This window comes from Comamonas sp. 17RB (assembly GCF_030056555.1).
Lineage (GTDB): Bacteria > Pseudomonadota > Gammaproteobacteria > Burkholderiales > Burkholderiaceae_C > Comamonas > Comamonas terrigena.
Map to the genome: position 1 here is coordinate 232783 of NZ_JASHHY010000002.1, position 17472 is coordinate 250254.

Annotated in this window: 13 protein-coding genes; 8 read left to right on the top strand and 5 right to left on the bottom strand. The window is 67.4% G+C overall.

The genetic code is table 11. The features are described 5' to 3' along the window. The first annotated feature begins 138 nt into the window (after nt 1-138). Together xdhA and xdhB are read left to right on the top strand one after the other, a co-directional pair. Entirely contained in the window at nt 139-1662 is a 1524-nt protein-coding gene (xdhA, locus tag QM470_RS04320; protein ID WP_283338333.1) for a xanthine dehydrogenase small subunit, read from the top strand. Then, nucleotides 1659-4001 (top strand): xanthine dehydrogenase molybdopterin binding subunit, encoded by a 2343-nt coding sequence (xdhB, locus tag QM470_RS04325; RefSeq protein WP_283338334.1) that lies wholly within the window; start codon nt 1659-1661, stop codon nt 3999-4001. Before xdhA ends, xdhB begins: the two co-directional genes overlap by 4 nt. 83 nt (nt 4002-4084) lie before the next feature. Here xdhB and QM470_RS04330 read toward each other — a convergent pair whose 3' ends face one another. The 4 genes from QM470_RS04330 to xdhC form a co-directional block, all read right to left on the bottom strand. After that, nucleotides 4085-6223, bottom strand: a complete 2139-nt coding sequence (locus QM470_RS04330; protein ID WP_283338335.1) for a sensor domain-containing diguanylate cyclase — start codon at nt 6221-6223, stop codon at nt 4085-4087. 152 nt (nt 6224-6375) lie between these two features. Continuing rightward, complete coding sequence (locus QM470_RS04335; protein ID WP_272971887.1) at nt 6376-6999, bottom strand: Crp/Fnr family transcriptional regulator; 624 nt, start codon at nt 6997-6999, stop codon at nt 6376-6378. 245 nt (nt 7000-7244) lie between these two features. Further along, entirely contained in the window at nt 7245-8543 is a 1299-nt protein-coding gene (locus QM470_RS04340; RefSeq protein WP_192334273.1) for a urate hydroxylase PuuD, read from the bottom strand. 252 nt (nt 8544-8795) lie between these two features. After that, nucleotides 8796-9641 carry a xanthine dehydrogenase accessory protein XdhC gene (gene xdhC, locus QM470_RS04345; protein WP_283338336.1) on the bottom strand — a complete coding sequence of 282 codons (846 nt, stop codon included), beginning with the start codon at nt 9639-9641 and terminating at the stop codon, nt 8796-8798. 140 nt (nt 9642-9781) lie between these two features. Here xdhC and QM470_RS04350 point away from each other — a divergent pair, with 140 nt between their 5' ends. Beyond that, nucleotides 9782-10270 (top strand): hypothetical protein, encoded by a 489-nt coding sequence (locus tag QM470_RS04350; protein ID WP_280012278.1) that lies wholly within the window; start codon nt 9782-9784, stop codon nt 10268-10270. A gap of 84 nt (nt 10271-10354) precedes the next feature. Here the strand turns inward: QM470_RS04350 and uraH are convergent, their stop codons facing one another. Continuing rightward, on the bottom strand, nt 10355-10705 hold the full coding sequence (gene uraH / locus QM470_RS04355; protein ID WP_066536681.1) for a hydroxyisourate hydrolase: 351 nt from the start codon (nt 10703-10705) through the stop codon (nt 10355-10357). 95 nt (nt 10706-10800) lie between these two features. Between uraH and QM470_RS04360 the strand changes: the two genes are divergently transcribed. From QM470_RS04360 to QM470_RS04380, 5 genes are all read left to right on the top strand, one after another. Then, complete coding sequence (locus QM470_RS04360) at nt 10801-11478, top strand: GntR family transcriptional regulator (RefSeq protein ID WP_283338337.1); 678 nt, start codon at nt 10801-10803, stop codon at nt 11476-11478. An 18-nt stretch (nt 11479-11496) separates the two neighbouring features. Then, a complete protein-coding gene (gene puuE, locus QM470_RS04365; RefSeq protein ID WP_283338338.1) occupies nt 11497-12456 on the top strand; it encodes an allantoinase PuuE in 960 nt (319 codons plus the stop codon). A 72-nt stretch (nt 12457-12528) separates the two neighbouring features. Further along, complete coding sequence (gene uraD, locus QM470_RS04370; protein WP_283338339.1) at nt 12529-14298, top strand: 2-oxo-4-hydroxy-4-carboxy-5-ureidoimidazoline decarboxylase; 1770 nt, start codon at nt 12529-12531, stop codon at nt 14296-14298. Nucleotides 14299-14324: 26 nt separating this feature from the next. Then, nucleotides 14325-15593 carry a M20 family metallopeptidase gene (locus tag QM470_RS04375; protein WP_280012272.1) on the top strand — a complete coding sequence of 423 codons (1269 nt, stop codon included), beginning with the start codon at nt 14325-14327 and terminating at the stop codon, nt 15591-15593. A 322-nt stretch (nt 15594-15915) separates the two neighbouring features. Beyond that, nucleotides 15916-17403 carry a nucleobase:cation symporter-2 family protein gene (locus QM470_RS04380; protein ID WP_283338340.1) on the top strand — a complete coding sequence of 496 codons (1488 nt, stop codon included), beginning with the start codon at nt 15916-15918 and terminating at the stop codon, nt 17401-17403. Nucleotides 17404-17472: the final 69 nt, after the last annotated feature.

Genomic DNA, 17472 nt, shown 5'->3' on the forward strand with positions numbered 1-17472 from the left:
CTTGCATTGCTCCCAAGTTTGAAGCCGCAGCTATCTGTACGCCTGGATGCCGCACATACGTTCTGACATATGCAAGCGCCCTGGCACTGGCGTACCCTGCTTCTCCATGCGGCCTATGCCCACGAGGACCACCAAAAAATGACCACCCGCACCATCCAATTCCTGCGCAGGGGCCAGCCGGTCACCTTGCACGACGTCCCGCCCGACCGCACGCTGCTGGAAGTGCTGCGCGAAGACCTGCACTGCACCGGCACCAAGGAAGGTTGTGGCGAAGGCGACTGCGGTGCCTGCACCGTGGTGCTGGGCGAGCGCATGCAGCAGGCCGGAGAAGACCCGGTGCTGCAGCTGCGCGCCATCAACAGCTGCATCCGCCTGGCGCACTCCGTGGACGGCCTGGCCCTGTGGACGGTGGAAGACCTGGCCCGGGATCCGCTGATCGCCCATGCCGCCGGCCACCCGCTGCACCCGACGCAAGAGGCCATGGTGCAGTGCCACGGCTCGCAATGCGGCTTTTGCACCCCCGGCTTCGTGATGAGCCTGTTTGGTCTCTACGAGAACCACACGCTGCAAGGTGCCCCGGTGGACCGCACCCAGGCGCAGGAGGCGCTGTCCGGCAATCTGTGCCGCTGCACCGGCTACCGCCCCATTCTGGATGCCGCGCAGCAGATGGGGGATCTGCCCCCGGCGCCGCTGAACCAGTCCGCGGTGCTGCAAAAGCTGGAACAACTGCAGCGCGAGCGAAAGTCCGTGGACAGTGAGTCCGCCTACCAGTCCCCGACCGATCTGCAGGACCTGCTGCGGCTGCGCGCAGACCAGCCGCACGCCCAGGTGGTGGCGGGCTGTACCGATGTGGGCCTGTGGGTGACCAAGCAGCACAAGCGCTTCCCTGCCGTGCTGGACCTGACCCGGGTCACCGCCCTGCGCCAGATCACACGGCAGGACGGTCAGTTGCAGATAGGCGCCGCCGCCACGCTGACCGAGGCCTTTGCCGCCCTGGAGCAGCACTACCCCGAGTTGCACCGCTTTGCGGCCCGCTTTGCCGGCCTGCCGGTGCGCAACAGCGGCACGCTGGGCGGCAATGTGGCCAATGGCTCGCCGATTGGCGACTCCATGCCGCTGCTGATCGCGCTGAACGCCCAGATCGTGCTGGCCAGCGTGCGGGGCGAACGCCGCCTGCCGCTGGAAAACCTGTACACCGGCTACCGCCAGAACGTGATGGCAGCGGACGAGCTGCTGGTGCGCATTGACGTGCCCCTGCACGCCACCCAGGCCACGGCACAGGCAGGAGACCTGCACCTGCTGCGCGCCTACAAGGTCAGCAAGCGCCAGGACGATGACATTTCCGCGGTCTGCCTGGTGCTGCGCGTGGCGGTGCAAGGCGGTATCGTCACCGAAGCCACGATCGGCGCCGGCGGGGTGGCCGCTACCCCGGTGCGCGCCACCCAGGCCGAAGCCGCACTGCGCGGCCAGCCCTGGAATGCCGCCACGGCGCAGGCTGCAGCCGCTGCGCTGCAGGCCCAGTTCAGCCCGATTTCCGACATGCGCGCCAGCGGCGCCTACCGCCGCCAGCTGCTCGCCAGCCTGGTCACGCGCTTCTGGAACGAAAGCCAAGGCCACCGCGCCACCACCCTGGAACAGATTGCCGTGGAGGTTCTGCCATGAACGCCCCCCATGAAGCCGCACTGACGGCTGCCACCGCCCAGGCCGTGGGCCAGCCCGCCTTTCACGAAAGTGCCGTCGCCCAGCTCAAGGGCGAAGCCCAGTATGTGGACGATGTGCCCGAAGTGCGCGGCACACTCTACGCCGCCCCCATCCTCAGCCAGGTCGCCCACGGCCAGCTGCACGGGGTGGATGCCAGCGCCGCCCTGGCCCTGCCCGGGGTGCGCGGCGTGGTGCTGGCCGCCGACATTCCCGGCGACCCCATCCTGGCGGCCTTCGGCCACGACGAGCCCATCTTCGCCCAGGACACGGTGCAGCACATCGGCCAGGTGATCGGCCTGGTCGTGGCCGACAGCGTGATGGCCGCCCGCCGCGCCGCGCGCAAGGTGCAGTGCGACATCACCCCCCTGCCCGCCCTGCTGAACGTGCACGACGCCCACCGGGCCCAAAGCTATGTGCTGCCGCCCGTGCACGTGAAGCGCGGCGATGCGGCGGCCGGCCTGGCCCGCGCCAGCCACCGGCTGCAAGGCACGCTGGAAGTGGGGGGGCAGGAACATTTCTACCTGGAAGGCCAGATTGCCTACGCCCTGCCGATGGAGCAGGACCAGTGGTGGATCTACTCCAGCACCCAGCACCCGGGCGAGGTGCAGCACTGGGTGGCCCATGCCCTGGACATCGGCAACCACGCCGTCACCGTGCAGTGCCGGCGCATGGGCGGCGGCTTTGGCGGCAAGGAAACCCAGTCCGGCCACCTGGCCGTGTGGGCCACGCTGGCAGCACGCAAGTTCAACGCCCCGGTCAAGCTGCGGCTGGACCGGGATGACGACTTCATGGTGACCGGCAAGCGCCATCCGTTTGCCTACCACTGGGATGTGGGCTTTGACGACACCGGCCGCATCACCGGCCTGCAGCTGGAGATGCTGGCGAACTGCGGCTTTTCCGCCGACCTGTCCGGCCCCGTGGCCGACCGCGCCATCTTCCACGCGGACAACGCCTATTTCCTGTCGGACGTGTCCATCAGCTCCTACCGCTGCAAGCTCCATACGCAAAGCCATACGGCGTTTCGCGGGTTCGGCGGACCGCAGGGGGTGATCGTCATCGAAACCATCCTCGGCGACATTGCCCGCACCCTGGGCCTGGACGCCCTGGCCGTGCGCCGCCGCAATTACTACGACGCGGACCCCGCTGCCGGCCGCGATGTGACGCACTACCAGATGCGGGTGGAGGACAACATCCTGCTGCCCATCACGCAGAAGCTCGAGCAGTCTGCGAACTACCAGCACAGGTTGGAGGCGATTGCGGACTGGAATGCCCGCAATGACGTGATCCAGCGCGGCATTGCCATCACCCCGGTCAAGTTCGGCATCAGCTTCACCGCCACGCTGTTCAACCAGGCCGGCGCCCTGGTCCACGTCTACACCGACGGCACGGTGCAGGTGAACCATGGCGGCACCGAGATGGGACAGGGCCTGCACACCAAGGTGGCCCAGATCGTGGCCGACGAGCTGGGGGTGCCGCTGGCCCAGGTCAAGGTGACGGCCAGCGACACCAGCAAGGTGCCCAATGCCAGCGCCACCGCCGCCAGCAGCGGCACCGACCTGAACGGCCGCGCCGCCCAGTACGCCGCCCGCAGCGTGCGCGACAACCTGGCCGCCTTTGTGGCCGGGCTGGACCACTGCGGCGCCGGTGCCGTCGGCTTTGCCGGCGGTGTGGTCCGCACGCCCAAGGGCGAGCGCGCCTTCACCGATGTGGTGCAGGCCGCCTATGCCAACCGCATCCAGCTGTGGAGCGACGGTTTCTACCGCACGCCCAAGATCCACTACGACAAGACCACGCTGACCGGCCGGCCCTTCTACTACTTTGCCTACGGCGCGGCCTGTACCGAAGTGGCCATCGACACGCTGACCGGCGAATCCAGGGTGCTGGCCATCGACGTGCTGTACGACGCCGGCCGCAGCATCAACCCGGCTATCGACATCGGCCAGGTGGAAGGCGGCTTCATCCAGGGCATGGGCTGGCTGACCACCGAGCAGCTGGTGTGGAACGACAAGGGCCTGCTGACCACGCACGCGCCCAGCACCTACAAGATTCCGGCTACCGGCGATGTGCCGGCCCATTTCAAGGTGGAACTGTTTGAGGAGCCCAACCACGAGGACAACGTGGGCGGCAGCAAGGCCGTGGGCGAGCCGCCCTTCATGCTGGCCATCAGTGTGTACGAGGCGCTGCGCCACGCCATCGGCAGCCACCATGCCAAGCAGGGCCATGCCCATGCACCGGTGCAGCTGGAAGCACCCGCCACGGCAGAGCATGTGCTGAACGCCCTGCAGGCACTCCCCAGCTGATCACCGCCTGATCACCGCCCGATCACAGCCTGTGCGCTGCTGGAGTGCACGGGCCGGTGGTCCAGCGCTGGGCCGAGGCGCACTCACTGTCGAAAGACATCCGGCAGGCGGGCCTGCACCGCCCGCCCCTGGCCGCTGCGCTTGGCCTCACGGCAGGCGGCTTCCGCAGTGCGCAGCAGCTGGTCGGCATCCAGATCGGCGGCATCGGTCCACAGCCAGCCCACGCTCAGCCCCAGCACAAAACGCTGGCCGGCATAGTGGGGGGCCCATTCCTGCACGGCCGCGCACAGGCGCCAGGCCAGGGTCTGCACGGCCGCTTCGGTGTCGGCAGCGTGCAGCCACAGCACAAAGGCGTCCGATCCCACCCGCGCCGCCAGGCCGTGGGCGCCCTGCTCACGCTGCAGCAGCCACGCCACCTGGCGCAGCACCTCATCGCCGGCCGCCCGCCCAGCTGTGGCGTTGAGGGCCGTGAAATAGTCCACATCCAGCCACAGCAGCCCCTGGCCCTGCGGCTCCGAGGGCGGTGCCGCACACCAGGACTGCAGCTGCATCTGCAGCGTGTACTGGTTGGGCAGGCCGGTACCCGCGTCGTGCGCATCCTGCCAGCGTGCCAGCCGGCGCTGCTGGCGCAGCACTTCGGCATCGTCCAGCAGCCACAGATTGCCCAGGGCGGGCAGCTGCATGGACTGGCCTTGCACCTGCAGCCAGCGCGTGAGGCCGGGCTGGAGCTTCCACGGCACCTCCCCCCGCACATGGCCGAAGCTGGCCAGGCTGCCGGTCGCCCGCGCAATCCACTGCCGCAGCCCCGACTGGTTGTGCAACAGCTGGTGCAGGTGCACGCCCTGCAGCGATTTGGCGTCGCGCCCCAGCAGCGCCGCTGCGCGGCGCGAGACATAGAGCAGCACTTCGCCCTGCTCCCACACCGCGCCGCCGGGCATGGCTTCCAGCAACTGGACTACGGCCGCCTCCAGGCTGCCGGCCTGCTGCTGGCTGCGGTGCAGCTCCTGCTCCAGCGCCTGCCAGTGTTCCCGCAGGTGCGAGGCCTCATCCAGCACCAGCGGTGACAGCCCCTCCGGTACGGCAAGGGGTGGCACCGGTACGACGTCGTCCGGCATGCGTCCGCCAGGCTGGACCGGTGCGGCCAGAGGGCGCAGGGCCTGCGCCTCGGCCCGCCGGCGCGTGCCCTGGCGCAGCAGCCCTACCAGCGGGCGGCTGAGCCACCACAGTGCGCCCAGCAAGGCCAGCGCCACGGCCACGGCCGTGCCCACCAGCGCCAGCCACTGCCAGGGCGTGAGCCGCTGCATGCCCAGCAGGCGCGTGGACAGGTCGCGCACCGCCACCACCTGCCAGCGCGGCAGCGGCAGGCCCACCCGCGTGACCAGCAGGTGGCCCCACTGCTGGCTGTCGGCATTGGCGGTGCTGCTGGAGGACAAGGCCGCCCATTGCGCGTCGCTCACCCCCAGCGCCGTCTGTACACGGTCGGCGGCCGGCGCGGCCGCAGCGTCCGGGGAAGCGGCAGCCTCGGACCGCTGCGGCGGCGCCGGCCGGGAATCGGCCAGCAGCAGGCCGTCCTGGTCCACCAGCAGCCAGCGCTGGGTCGGCGCGTCGTCCTCGGGCTGGGGCAGCAGACTGGGCAGGCCCATGCGCACCAGGCCGGCCAATGCACCCCGCACGGCACCACCGGCCTGGCGCAGCGGCACGGTCAGCACCAGGCCCAGCAGGGGCGTGGCGCCTTCGACCGCCGCTTCCACCGTGATGTGGGTGACCTGGGGTTTGCCGTCCGACAGCGTGCGGCGCAGCGCATCGCGCAGCGCGCTGCCGCCCGCCGGCGTACCGCCCGAGGGGGCATAGGACACCATGCTGCCGTCGCTGGCCGTCATCACCAGGGTGTCGAAAATGCCGGCATAGCCCGCGTCTTCCCGCAGCAGCAGCTCCAGCAGATACGGGGTGTCAAGCATGCTGGAATGGATGCCCTGGCCCATGGACTGCAGCACACGCTGGTAGGACTCGATGCGCACCCCCAGCGTGCGCGCGGTGAAGCCGGCCACCATTTCCTGCTGGCGGCGCTCGTCGCGCAGGGTCTGGGCATCGGAATAATGGGCCAGCAGACCCAGGCACAGCATGCAGGCCAGCAGCAGACTGGCCACCGCCACCAGCCCCCAGGAGCGCACCAGCGGACCCGGCCACCAGGCCAGAGGCTCGGTCGCTGTCGTACGGCGCATAGTTGGCCAGCGCCAACCGCCGCCAGAAGATGGTGGCAATGTAGACATGGGCGTTCGCTGCAACAGAGCACCCACTATAGGAAAGCCACGGCGCCCCTGATTGCAGGAGGAACCCTTGGTATGCGATCGGTTTACCCTGAGAGGGTCAGACCTCAGCCGCCCGCCACCACCTGCAAGGCCGTGGGATGGGGCAGGTTCAGCACATTGCCGGTGCCGGCAATCAGGCCGTGCTCACGCAGGTGGCGCAGCACGCGCGAGAAGGTCTCGGGTGCAATGCCCAGCTGGGCGGCAATCAGGCGCTTGCGCTGGTGCAAGGTGACGCGCATGGTGCCGTTGTCGGCATGCTGGGCATGGCGCAGCAGCCACTGGGCGCAGCGGGCTTCGGCATCCTGGGCCAGACGGCTGACCGCGGTTTCCGTCTGCTGGCAATAGCCCTGGGCCATGTCCCGCACCAGCGACTGCACCGAACCGGGCAGCGCCGAAATCCCCTGGCGGAACTCCAGCAGCGATACGCGCCGCAGCCGCACCCGGGAGTCGGCCACCATGTCCACACAGCTGGGCTGTCCGGTCAGCACGAAGGCGGCATCCAGCCAGGCCGGGCCTTCGACCACACCGAGCTGGTGGCGCATCTGTCCCTCATCGCGCACGCCCAGCAGGACCCGGCCGCTGTCGATGTACAGGACCTCATTGGGGTGTTCGTGCCGCTGGCGCAGCAGCTGCCCGGCAGAGACCACCTCGGCCTGGGCGAACGGGTCGAAAGTCGGAATGTGGAACATGGCACGGACTGTGCCGCGGCCGGCTGCTGCGGGTGTTGAGGAAAGTCAAATGATGTGTGCGCCTGCATGGAATGCCGGCCCGGCGGCATTCCGCCCCTCTCCCCGCCTGGGCGTCCCGTCCCTGTCCGGCAGGTGCCAGCCACCCTCCGGCGGTCATTTCCTCCATCCCGCGCCGCCCGGTGCGCCGGCGCATGAAAAAACCCGTAGGCCTTGCGGGCTGCGGGTTGGGCAGGTAAGCGAGGTGCTCAGCGGACGGCGGCGCCGCTTTCAAACCACTGCTTGAAGCTGCTGCGCTCCTCATCGCTCAGAGCGCCCGGATTGCCGAACGGCATTTTGCGCAGCTGCACCACCTGGGTGTAGATCTGCTGGGCGTGGCTCTTGATCTCTTCGGCCGTATCGAACTTCACGTTCTTCTGCGCGATGGTGTTGACGCTGTGGCAGACCATGCAGTGCTTTTGCATGATGGCGTGCACGTTCTCGTAGCTGCCCACCGGGGCCTGGGGTGCAGCGCTGGCTGCCGGGGCCGGCTCCGCTGCAGCGGGGGCCGCCGCCTGCTCGCCCTGCATCACCACCTGACCGACCGGCGCGATGTTGGCGGCGGCGGGCGCAGGCTGCGGTGCTGGCTTGAGCCAGATGGCGGTGCCGATCAGCACCGCCACGCCCACGGCGGCGTACTTCCAGGGATGGGGGTTGCGGCCCAGCTTGTAACCGTGGCGCATCACGAAGAACTGGCGGATGGCCGCACCGGCGAACATCATCAGAATCAGCACCAGCCAGTTCTGCGGGTGGCTGTGCAGCCAGCCATAGTGGTTGGACAGCATGGCAAACAGCACTGGCAGCGTGAAATAGGTGTTGTGCACGCTGCGCTGCTTGCCGCGCTTGCCGTGGATGGGGTCCACGGGCTTGCCGGCCTTCAGATCAGCCACCACGGTGCGCTGGCCGGGGATGATCCAGAAGAACACGTTGGCGCTCATCGAGGTGGCGATCATCGCCCCCATCAGCAGGAAGGCTGCCTGGCCGGGGAAGATGTGGCAGGCCAGATAGGCCGCGATGCACACCAGTACCAGCACCAGACCGCCCACGATGGCATCGCCGTTGGGCTTCTGGCCGAAGATGCGGCAGATGCCGTCATACAGCAGCCAGAACACCACCAGGAAGGCCAGCGCCGCCACGATGGCCATGTTGCTGGACATGATGGGGTTGGCCGGGTTCACCAGGTAGATGTTGGCGTTCCACAGATAGGACACCGTCAGCAGCGCAAAGCCCGAAAGCCAGGTGGTATAGCTTTCCCAGAAGAACCAGTGCAGGTGGTCGGGCAGCTTGGGCGGGGACACCGCGAACTTCACCGGGTGGTAGAAGCCCCCGCCGTGCACGGCCCAGAGTTCGCCGCTGACGCCCTGCTTCTTCAGGTCCTCATCGACCGGCGGCGTCAGGCTGCTGTCGAGGAAGACAAAGTAAAACGAGGAACCGACCCAGGCAATTGCGGTGATGACGTGCAGCCACCGCAGCAGCAGGTTGGCCCAGTCGAGAATGTAGCTTTCCATAGCTCTCAACCCTGGCGGCGTGGGGGCCGCCTTGTGTGATCAACCTGCCCACCACTGCGGAGGCTCTGGGCAGAAGAAATGGTCGCGCACCATGGCAGAACGCCGGAGCACCGCTGCGACCAGTTTTGTGAACACAAAGTGTATGCAATTTCTGCGCCGCCTTGCGAAAAAACACCGCCGCAGCACCCCGTGCATACCCTGAATGCGGCACGGCACTGCCGATGCACAGTCCATGCCCGGCCTGCCCGCGCCTCAGCTCGGCTCCAGGGCGCGGGTCTGCATCAGCTGCGCGGCAATCGCCACGGCAATCACTTCGGGCTCCTTGCCGGCGATGCCGGGAATCCCCACCGGGCACTGCACGGCGTCCACGGCCGCGGCATCGAAGCCGCGTTCCAGCAGCCGGCGGCGGAAACTGGCCCATTTGCTGGCACTGCCGATCAGGCCCACAAAAGGCAGGTCGCCCGCATCGCGCTGGCGTGCCAGGCAGGCGGCGGTGATGTCCCAGTCTTCCATATGGCTGTGGGTGAGGATGACCACCCGGCTGCCGGCGGGCAGGTCGGCCACGGCATCCTGCACCGGGTCGGATTGCACCAGCGTGGTGCAGGCATCGGCCACCGCGCTGTCCGGCCACAGACCGGGGCGGCTGTCCACCCAGACCGTGCTGCAGGGCAGGCGCTGCAGCGCCGTCACCAGCGCCTGGCCCACATGGCCGGCACCGAACACCGCCACCGGCAGGCGCCGGGGCTGGCGCAGCTGCAGTGACGGCAGATCCTGCACCCCGACCACCCGGTACGCCAGGTGCACCACACCACCGCAGCACTGGCCCAGGCTGGGCCCCAGCGCATAGCGCTGCACGCCGGGCGGCTGTTGGCCGGCCAGCACCTGCTGGGCATGGGCCATGGCCTGGTACTCCAGGTGGCCGCCGCCAATGCTGCCCACCAGGCCGTGCAGACTGCCCGGCGCCAGTCCGACGGGCACGGCCATCCAGGCCCCCACCTCACGCGGTGCGGAACCCTGCACCTTCTGCACCTGCACCAGGCACACCGGGCCGTGGGCCACTGCGGCCTGCAGCTGCGTCCATGCATCGCGCACCGTCATAAAGAATCTGCCCTTGTCTGCCTGTGTGATGGGAATGCCATGGTGCCAGCGAATCGGCACCGTGTGCGCCATTCGTGCGCCCTGCTCCCATGCACATTGCTTGCCAGCAGGGGCTGCGGTTTCAGGATACGCTTGGCACCATGGCTGAACCCTCTTCCTCCAACCCCTCTTCTGCCCGCCCCGGCCGCCACTGGCTGTGGCGCGGCATGGCCGCCGCCGTGACGGCGCTGCTGGCCGCCTGCGGCTCCACCCCTCCGTCCACGCCTTCGGGCGCGGGGGCCTCCAGCCCTGCGGCGGTGCGCGAATACCGCCAGGATGCGGCCCGGCATATCTATGCCCGCAACCAGCACCGCATCTACCAGGGCAAGCTGCCCCCGATGCTGTATGCGATTGGCGTGCTGGAAGTCGAGCTGGACCGCAATGGCGGCGTGCGCCGCCTGCGCTGGCTGCGCGCGCCCACCCATGCGCCCGAGGTGGTGGCCGAGATCGAGCGCACCGTGCGCGCCGCAGCCCCCTTCCCCAACCCCTCCGGCATGCGCGGCAAGCTCAGCTACACCGATACCTGGCTGTGGGACAAGTCCGGGCGCTTCCAGCTGGATACGCTGAGCGAAGGCCAGCGGGGAGAATAATTTCCCGAGAGTGGCATGCTCCCACCCCGGGTGCATGCCCCCGCGCTGTGCAGCCGTATCCACGGCGGCCCCGCAGGCTCCCGATCAGGAGCCGCGGTAGGTGGAATAGCTCCAGGGGCTGACCAGCAGCGGCACGTGGTAGTGCTGGTCGGCATGGGCCACACCGAAGTCCAGGCTGACCTGGTTCAGGAAATTGGGCTCGGGCAGCTGCACGCCCCTGGCCTTGAAGTAGCCGGCCACATCGAACGTCAGGCGGTAGGTCCCGACCTGCAGGCTGGCGTTGTCGAACAGCGGCGCATCCGTGCGGCCATCGTGGTTCAACGTCAGCGTCTTGAGCAAGGTGGCGCTGTCGCCCTGCGTGGCAAACAGCTTGACCTGCATGCCGGCAGCCGGGCCGCCATGCATGGTGTCCAGAACGTGGGTACTCAGGCCCATAGGGATAACTCCTTAAAAGCGGGTGGCAACGCGCCATCTCCTGTCCACCAAAAGTGTATACAATTTTTGCACCAGATCGCATCGAGATGAACCCCATGCAATCCTCTTCCACCAGCACCATTGCCGACGCGCTGACCCGCGCCATCGTCGAACACAAGCTGCTGCCAGGCACCAAGCTGGCCGAGCAGAAGCTGGCCGACCACTTCGGTGTCTCGCGCACGCTGGTGCGCCAGGCACTGTTCCAGCTGTCGCAAAACCGCCTGGTCACGCTGGAGCCGGCACGCGGCGCCTTTGTGGCCACCCCATCCGTGGACGAAGCCAAGCAAGTCTTCGCCGTGCGCGCCATGCTGGAGAGCGAGATGACCCGCGCCTTTGTGCAGCAGGTCACGCCCGCCCAGATCCAGTCGCTGCAGGCCCATATCGCCGCAGAGAAAAAAGCCATGGACCGCAACGACGTGGGCCAGCGCACCGAGCTGCTGGGCGACTTTCACGTGGTCATGGCCGAGCTGATGGGCAACCAGGTGCTGGCCCAGCTGCTGGGCGATCTGATCTCGCGCTGCGCGCTGATCACGCTGATGTACCAGAGCACCAGCGCCGCCGAACATTCGCACGAGGAGCATGCCGCCATCGTCGCCGCCCTGGCTGAAAAAGACGAAACCACGGCCGTGCGGCTGATGCAGGAACATCTTTTGCACGTGGAAGCCGGTCTGACCTTCGACCGCGAGCTGCCCACCAGCGACCTGTCGATGGCACTGTCCTCCGTTGCCCTCTGATTGATCCAGGAACCTTCCATGACTTACGACGCCACCTCTCCCTATCCCCGCGACCTGGTCGGCTACGGCCGCCACCTGCCCCAGCCCCAGTGGCCCGGCAAGGCGCGCGTGGCCGTGCAGTTCGTGCTGAACTACGAGGAAGGTGGCGAGAACCACGTGCTGCATGGCGACCCGGCCAGCGAGCAGTTCCTGTCCGAGATGTTCAACCCGGCCGCCTACCCGGCGCGCCACATGAGCATGGATGGCATCTATGAATACGGTTCACGTGCCGGTGTCTGGCGCATCCTGCGCGAGTTCGAAAAGCGCGGCCTGCCGCTGACCGTGTTCGGCGTGGCCACCGCACTGCAAAAGCACCGCGAACTGGCCCAGGCCTTTGCCGATCTGGGCCATGAAGTGGCCTGCCACGGCCTGAAGTGGATCCACTACCAGAACGTTCCCGACGAGGTCGAGCGCGCCCACATGGTGCAGTGCCTGGAGATTTTCGAAGAACTCTACGGCCACGACGGCGACCACGGCCTGGGCTGGTACACCGGCCGCGACAGCCCCAACAGCCACCGCCTGGTGGCCGATGCCGGCCGCTTCAGCTACGACAGCGACTACTACGGCGACGACCTGCCGTTCTGGATGACGGTCGAGAAGACCGATGGCGCCAAGCACAACCAGCTGATCGTGCCCTACACGCTGGACGTGAACGACATGCGCTTTGCCCTGCCCCAGGGCTACTCGCACGCCGACCCGTTCTTCCAGTACATGAAAGACAGCTTCGACACCCTGTACGCCGAAGGCGATCCGGCCGGCGAGAACGCGCCCAAGATGATGAGCATCGGCATGCACTGCCGCCTGCTCGGCCGCCCCGGCCGCATCACGGCGCTGCAGCGCTTTCTGGACCATGTCCAGAGCCACAGCGACGTCTGGGTGTGCCGACGCATCGACCTGGCCCGCCACTGGGCGCAGCGCTTTCCCGCGCCCGCCCTGTAAGAGGATCGCCGCCGTCCTGCCGCCCGAACGCCCTGCCCGCGTCGGGCTGCGCACTTTTTTGAAAGAAGCACCATGGCTCTGACACTGGAACAACTCAACACCGCTTCGGTTGCCGAAGCCGTCGCCCTGCTGGACGGGCTGTACGAGCATTCGCCCTGGATTGCCGAAGCCGCCCTGGCGCAGCGCCCCTTCACCTCGCTGGCCCACCTCAAGCACGCCATGGTGCAGGTGCTGGCACAGGCCGGCGTGCAGCCCCAGCTGGACCTGATCCGCGCCCACCCGGAGCTGGCCGGCAAGGCCATGGTGGCCAAGTCGCTCACCGCCGAATCCACCAACGAGCAGAACAAGGCCGGCCTGACCGCCTGCACGCCCGAAGAGTTTGCACGCATCCAGCAGCTCAATGCCGACTACAACGCGCGCTTCGGCTTCCCCTTCATTCTGGCCGTGCGCGGCCCGCGCGGCCTGGGCCTGGGCAAGGCGGAGATCATCGACACCTTTGCGCGCCGCAGCCTCAACCTCCCGGACTACGAGCGGGCCGAGGCCCTCCGCAACATCCACCGCATTGCCGAAATCCGCCTGAACGACAAGTTCGGCTATGAGCCCACCGAAGGCAACGATGTCTGGGACTGGCAGGAAAAGCTGGCCCAGCACAGCGAGCCGGGCTACGCCGAAAAAGGCCAGCTCACCGTCACCTACCTCACCGACGCCCACCGGGCCTGCGCCCAGCGCATCAGCCACTGGATGCGCGACTGCGGGTTCGACGAGGTCGAGATCGATGCCGTGGGCAATGTCGTCGGCCGCTACAAGCCGGCCACCCCAAAAAGCAAATACCTGCTGACCGGCAGCCATTACGACACCGTGCGCAACGGCGGCAAGTACGACGGGCGCCTGGGCATCTTTGTGCCCATGGCCTGCGTGCGTGCGCTGCACCGCGCCGGCAAGCGCCTGCCCTTCGGCATCGAGGTGGTGGGCTTTGCCGAGGAAGAAGGCCAGCGCTACAAGGCCACCTTCCTGGGCTCGGGTGCCCTGATCGGCGACTTCCAGCCCGCGTGGCTGGACCAGAAGGATGCCGACGGCATCACCATGCGCGAAGCCATGCAGCACGCCGGCCTGTGCATTGACGACATCCCCAAGCTGCGGCGCGATGCGGCCGATTACCTGGGCTTCATCGAGGTGCACATCGAGCAAGGCCCGGTGCTCAACGAGCTGGACATTCCGCTGGGCGTGGTCACCTCCATCAACGGCGGCGTGCGCTATGCCTGCGAGATGTATGGCACGGCCAGCCACGCCGGCACCACCCCGATGGACCGCCGCCACGACGCGGCCCTGGGCGTGGCCGAACTGGGCCTGTACATGGAGCAGCGCGCGCTGCAGGACGGCGACAGCGTGGCCACCATCGGCATGCTGCAGGTGCCCAACGGCTCCATCAACGTGATCCCCGGCCGCTGCCAGTTCAGCCTGGACATGCGCGCGCCCACCGACCCGCAGCGCGACGCCATGGCCAAGGATGTGCTGGCCAAACTGGAAGAGATCGCCCGGCGCCGCGGCCTGCAGTACAAGACCGAGCTGGCCATGCAGGCGGCCGCCGCCCCCAGCGCCCCGCAATGGCAGGCCCGCTGGGAGCAGGCCGTGGCGGCACTGGGCGTTCCGGTTTTCCGCATGCCCAGCGGCGCTGGCCATGACGCGATGAAGCTGCACGAAATCATGCCCCAGGCCATGCTGTTCACGCGCGGCCTGAACGGCGGCATCAGCCACAACCCGCGCGAATCCACCACCAGCGACGACATGCAACTGGCCGTCGATGCCTTCGGCCATGTGCTGCAGCAACTGGCCTCCGAATAACGCCCCCCGACCACCGAGACAAGACCATGACCCAAGACCGCCAAGCCACCTACGCCGCCCTGGACGCCTGGATCGACCAGCATTTCGACGAGCAGGTGCAGTTTCTGCAGGCCCTGGTGCAGGTGCCCACCGATACGCCGCCCGGCAACAACGCGCCCCACGCCGAGCGCACGGCCGACCTGATCCAGGCCTTTGGCTTCACCGCCGAAAAGCATGTGGTGCCGGCCCAGGAAGTGCAGGACTACGGCATGGAGTCCATCACCAACCTGATCGTGCGCCGTCCCTACGGCAGCGGCGGCAAGACCATTGCGCTGAATGCACACGGCGATGTGGTGCCGCCCGGCGAAGGCTGGAGCAAGGACCCCTACGGCGCCCAGATCGAAGACGGCAAGATGTACGGCCGCGCCACGGCCGTGAGCAAGAGCGACTTTTCCACCTTCACCTTTGCCGTGCGCGCGCTGGAAGCCGTGGCCAAGCCCGCCAAGGGCAATGTGGAGCTGCACTTCACCTACGACGAAGAGTTTGGCGGTGAACTGGGCCCGGGCTGGCTGCTGAAGAAGGGGCTGACCCAGCCCGACCTGATGGTGGCCGCCGGCTTCAGCTACGAGGTGGTGACCGCCCACAACGGCTGCCTGCAGATGGAAGTGACCGTGCACGGCAAGATGGCCCATGCCGCCGTACCCCACACCGGCGTGGACGCGCTGCAGGCCGCCGTTGCCATCATGCAGGCGCTGTATGCCGAGAACACCAAGTACCAGCAGGTGACGTCCCAGGTGCCGGGCATCAAGCACCCTTATCTGAACATCGGCCGCATCGAAGGCGGCACCAACACCAATGTGATCCCCGGCAAGGTGGTGCTCAAGCTCGACCGCCGCATGATTCCCGAGGAAAACCCCGTCGAGGTGGAAGCCAGCATCCGCGCCGTGATCGCACAGGCGGTGGAAGGCTTCAACAGCCAGCGCGGCTACGCCGGTGACGATGCCGTGCGCGTGGACATCAAGCGCCTGCTGCTGGCCCGTGCCATGACGCCGCTGGCGGGCAACCAGCCGCTGGTGGATGCCATCCAGACCCATGGACAGGCCGTGTTCGGCGAGAAGCCCCCGGCCGTGGGCACGCCGCTGTACACCGACGTGCGCCTGTATGTGGAGCGCGGCATTCCCGGCGTGATCTACGGCGCCGGCCCCCGCACGGTGCTGGAAAGCCACGCCAAGCGCTCCGACGAACGCCTGGTGCTGGAAGACCTGCGCCGCGCCACCAAAGTGATTGCCCGCAGCCTGGTGGACCTGCTGGCCTGAGCGGCTCCCCACCCCTCCCACAGAACCCGGCCTTGGCCGGGTTTTTTTGTGGCCCGTCCGGACCTGCCCGGCTCCGGCCCGGAAGTGCATTTCACAGTGCAAAAAATGCTTTTGCACCACAAAAATGCATTGCACCGTTTTTGCCGCAACACGCACCAATCAAGGGCAAATCCCTAGCCAAACCGGCCCAAACCCGGACAAACACGGGGCAGAAACTGGCACGCACTTTGTATACACTTTTTGTATGGATCGCTGTGCGCAATCAACTGCGCACACGGCCACGCTCCGTACAGATAGACCACAAGGATTCAAGGAAGACCCCATGTCCACGACAGTCCACCCTGTTGACGAAAAACTGCCCTGGGGGCGCGCCAGTGCCCTCGGCCTGCAGCATGTGCTGGTGATGTATGCCGGCGCTGTGGCCGTGCCGCTGATCATCGGCCGCGCACTCAATCTGCCGCCGGAGCAGGTGGCACACCTGATTTCCGCCGACCTGTTCGTCTGCGGCATCGTCACCCTGATCCAGGCCATGGGCGCCACGCAGTGGTTCGGCATCAAGCTGCCGGTGATGATGGGCGTGACCTTTGCCGCGGTGGGTCCGATGATCTCCATGGCCCAGTCCACCGGCGGCCATGCCGGTGCGGGGCTGATCTTCGGCTCGGTCATCGGGGCGGGGGTGATCTCCATCCTGATCGCCCCGGTCATCAGCCGCATGCTGCGCTTTTTCCCGCCGGTGGTGACGGGCACCATCATTGCCGTGATCGGCATCAGCCTGATGCGCGTGGGCATCAACTGGATCTTCGGCAACCCCGTGGGCCCCACCGCCCCCAGCGTGCCCAACCCCGAGCACCTGAAGTGGCTGTCCGAAGCCCAGGCCATGGCCGGCGCACCCGGCACCTCGCTGCCGCCCGTGCCCAAGGGCTTTGCCGTGGTGCCCACCATCCCCAACCCCAAGTACGGCGACCTGACCGGCGTGGGTATTTCCGGCATCGTGCTGCTGACCATCCTGCTGATCGCCCGTTTCGGCAAAGGCTTTCTGGCCAATATATCGGTGCTGATGGGCATTCTGGTGGGCGGCATCATCACCGCCGCCATGGGCCTGATGGACTTCCACAAGGTCGGCGAAGCCAAGTGGTTCGATGTGATCCTGCCGTTCGAGATCGCCACGCCCATCTTCGACCCGGTGCTGATCCTGACCATGTCGCTGGTGATGGTGGTGGTGATGATCGAGTCCACCGGGATGTTCCTGGCCCTGGGCGACATGACGGACAAGAAGATCTCGCAGGACGAGCTGACCCGCGGTCTGCGCACCGACGGCCTGGGCACGCTGATCGGCGGCATCTTCAACACCTTCCCCTACACCAGCTTCTCCCAGAACGTGGGCCTGGTGGCGGTGACCGGCGTCAAGAGCCGCTGGGTGTGCGTGGCCGGCGGCGTCATCCTGGTGGTGCTGGGCGTGCTGCCCAAGATGGCAGCCCTGATCGAATCCCTGCCCACCGTGGTGCTGGGGGGCGCGGGCCTGGTGATGTTCGGCATGGTGGCCGCCACCGGCATCCGCATCCTCTCGAACGTGGATTTCCAGGGCAACCGCAACAACGCCATGATCGTGGCGGTGTCCATCGGCGTGGGCATGATTCCCCTGGTGGCACCGAATTTCCGCCAATGGATGCCGCACGCCATCCATCCCCTGATCGAATCCGGTATCCTCCTCGCCTCGCTCTGCGCGGTGCTGCTGAACGTTTTCTTCAACGGCACCAAGGGTGATACCGAAGCCGCCGTCCGGGCCGCACGCCAGGCCGATGCCCACTAAGGCATCCCGCCTGCCTGCAGCCTCTGTCCCGGCTACCGCCGGGCTAGCGCCCCCTGGCCGAATCGTTCC

Coding starts and splice junctions, on each gene's coding strand:
- xdhA (WP_283338333.1), top strand. CDS start 139: ATGACCACCCGCACCATCCAATTCCTGCGCAGGGGCCAGCCGGTCACC.
- xdhB (WP_283338334.1), top strand. CDS start 1,659: ATGAACGCCCCCCATGAAGCCGCACTGACGGCTGCCACCGCCCAGGCC.
- QM470_RS04330 (WP_283338335.1), bottom strand. CDS start 6,223: ATGCGCCGTACGACAGCGACCGAGCCTCTGGCCTGGTGGCCGGGTCCG.
- QM470_RS04335 (WP_272971887.1), bottom strand. CDS start 6,999: ATGTTCCACATTCCGACTTTCGACCCGTTCGCCCAGGCCGAGGTGGTC.
- QM470_RS04340 (WP_192334273.1), bottom strand. CDS start 8,543: ATGGAAAGCTACATTCTCGACTGGGCCAACCTGCTGCTGCGGTGGCTG.
- xdhC (WP_283338336.1), bottom strand. CDS start 9,641: ATGACGGTGCGCGATGCATGGACGCAGCTGCAGGCCGCAGTGGCCCAC.
- QM470_RS04350 (WP_280012278.1), top strand. CDS start 9,782: ATGGCTGAACCCTCTTCCTCCAACCCCTCTTCTGCCCGCCCCGGCCGC.
- uraH (WP_066536681.1), bottom strand. CDS start 10,705: ATGGGCCTGAGTACCCACGTTCTGGACACCATGCATGGCGGCCCGGCT.
- QM470_RS04360 (WP_283338337.1), top strand. CDS start 10,801: ATGCAATCCTCTTCCACCAGCACCATTGCCGACGCGCTGACCCGCGCC.
- puuE (WP_283338338.1), top strand. CDS start 11,497: ATGACTTACGACGCCACCTCTCCCTATCCCCGCGACCTGGTCGGCTAC.
- uraD (WP_283338339.1), top strand. CDS start 12,529: ATGGCTCTGACACTGGAACAACTCAACACCGCTTCGGTTGCCGAAGCC.
- QM470_RS04375 (WP_280012272.1), top strand. CDS start 14,325: ATGACCCAAGACCGCCAAGCCACCTACGCCGCCCTGGACGCCTGGATC.
- QM470_RS04380 (WP_283338340.1), top strand. CDS start 15,916: ATGTCCACGACAGTCCACCCTGTTGACGAAAAACTGCCCTGGGGGCGC.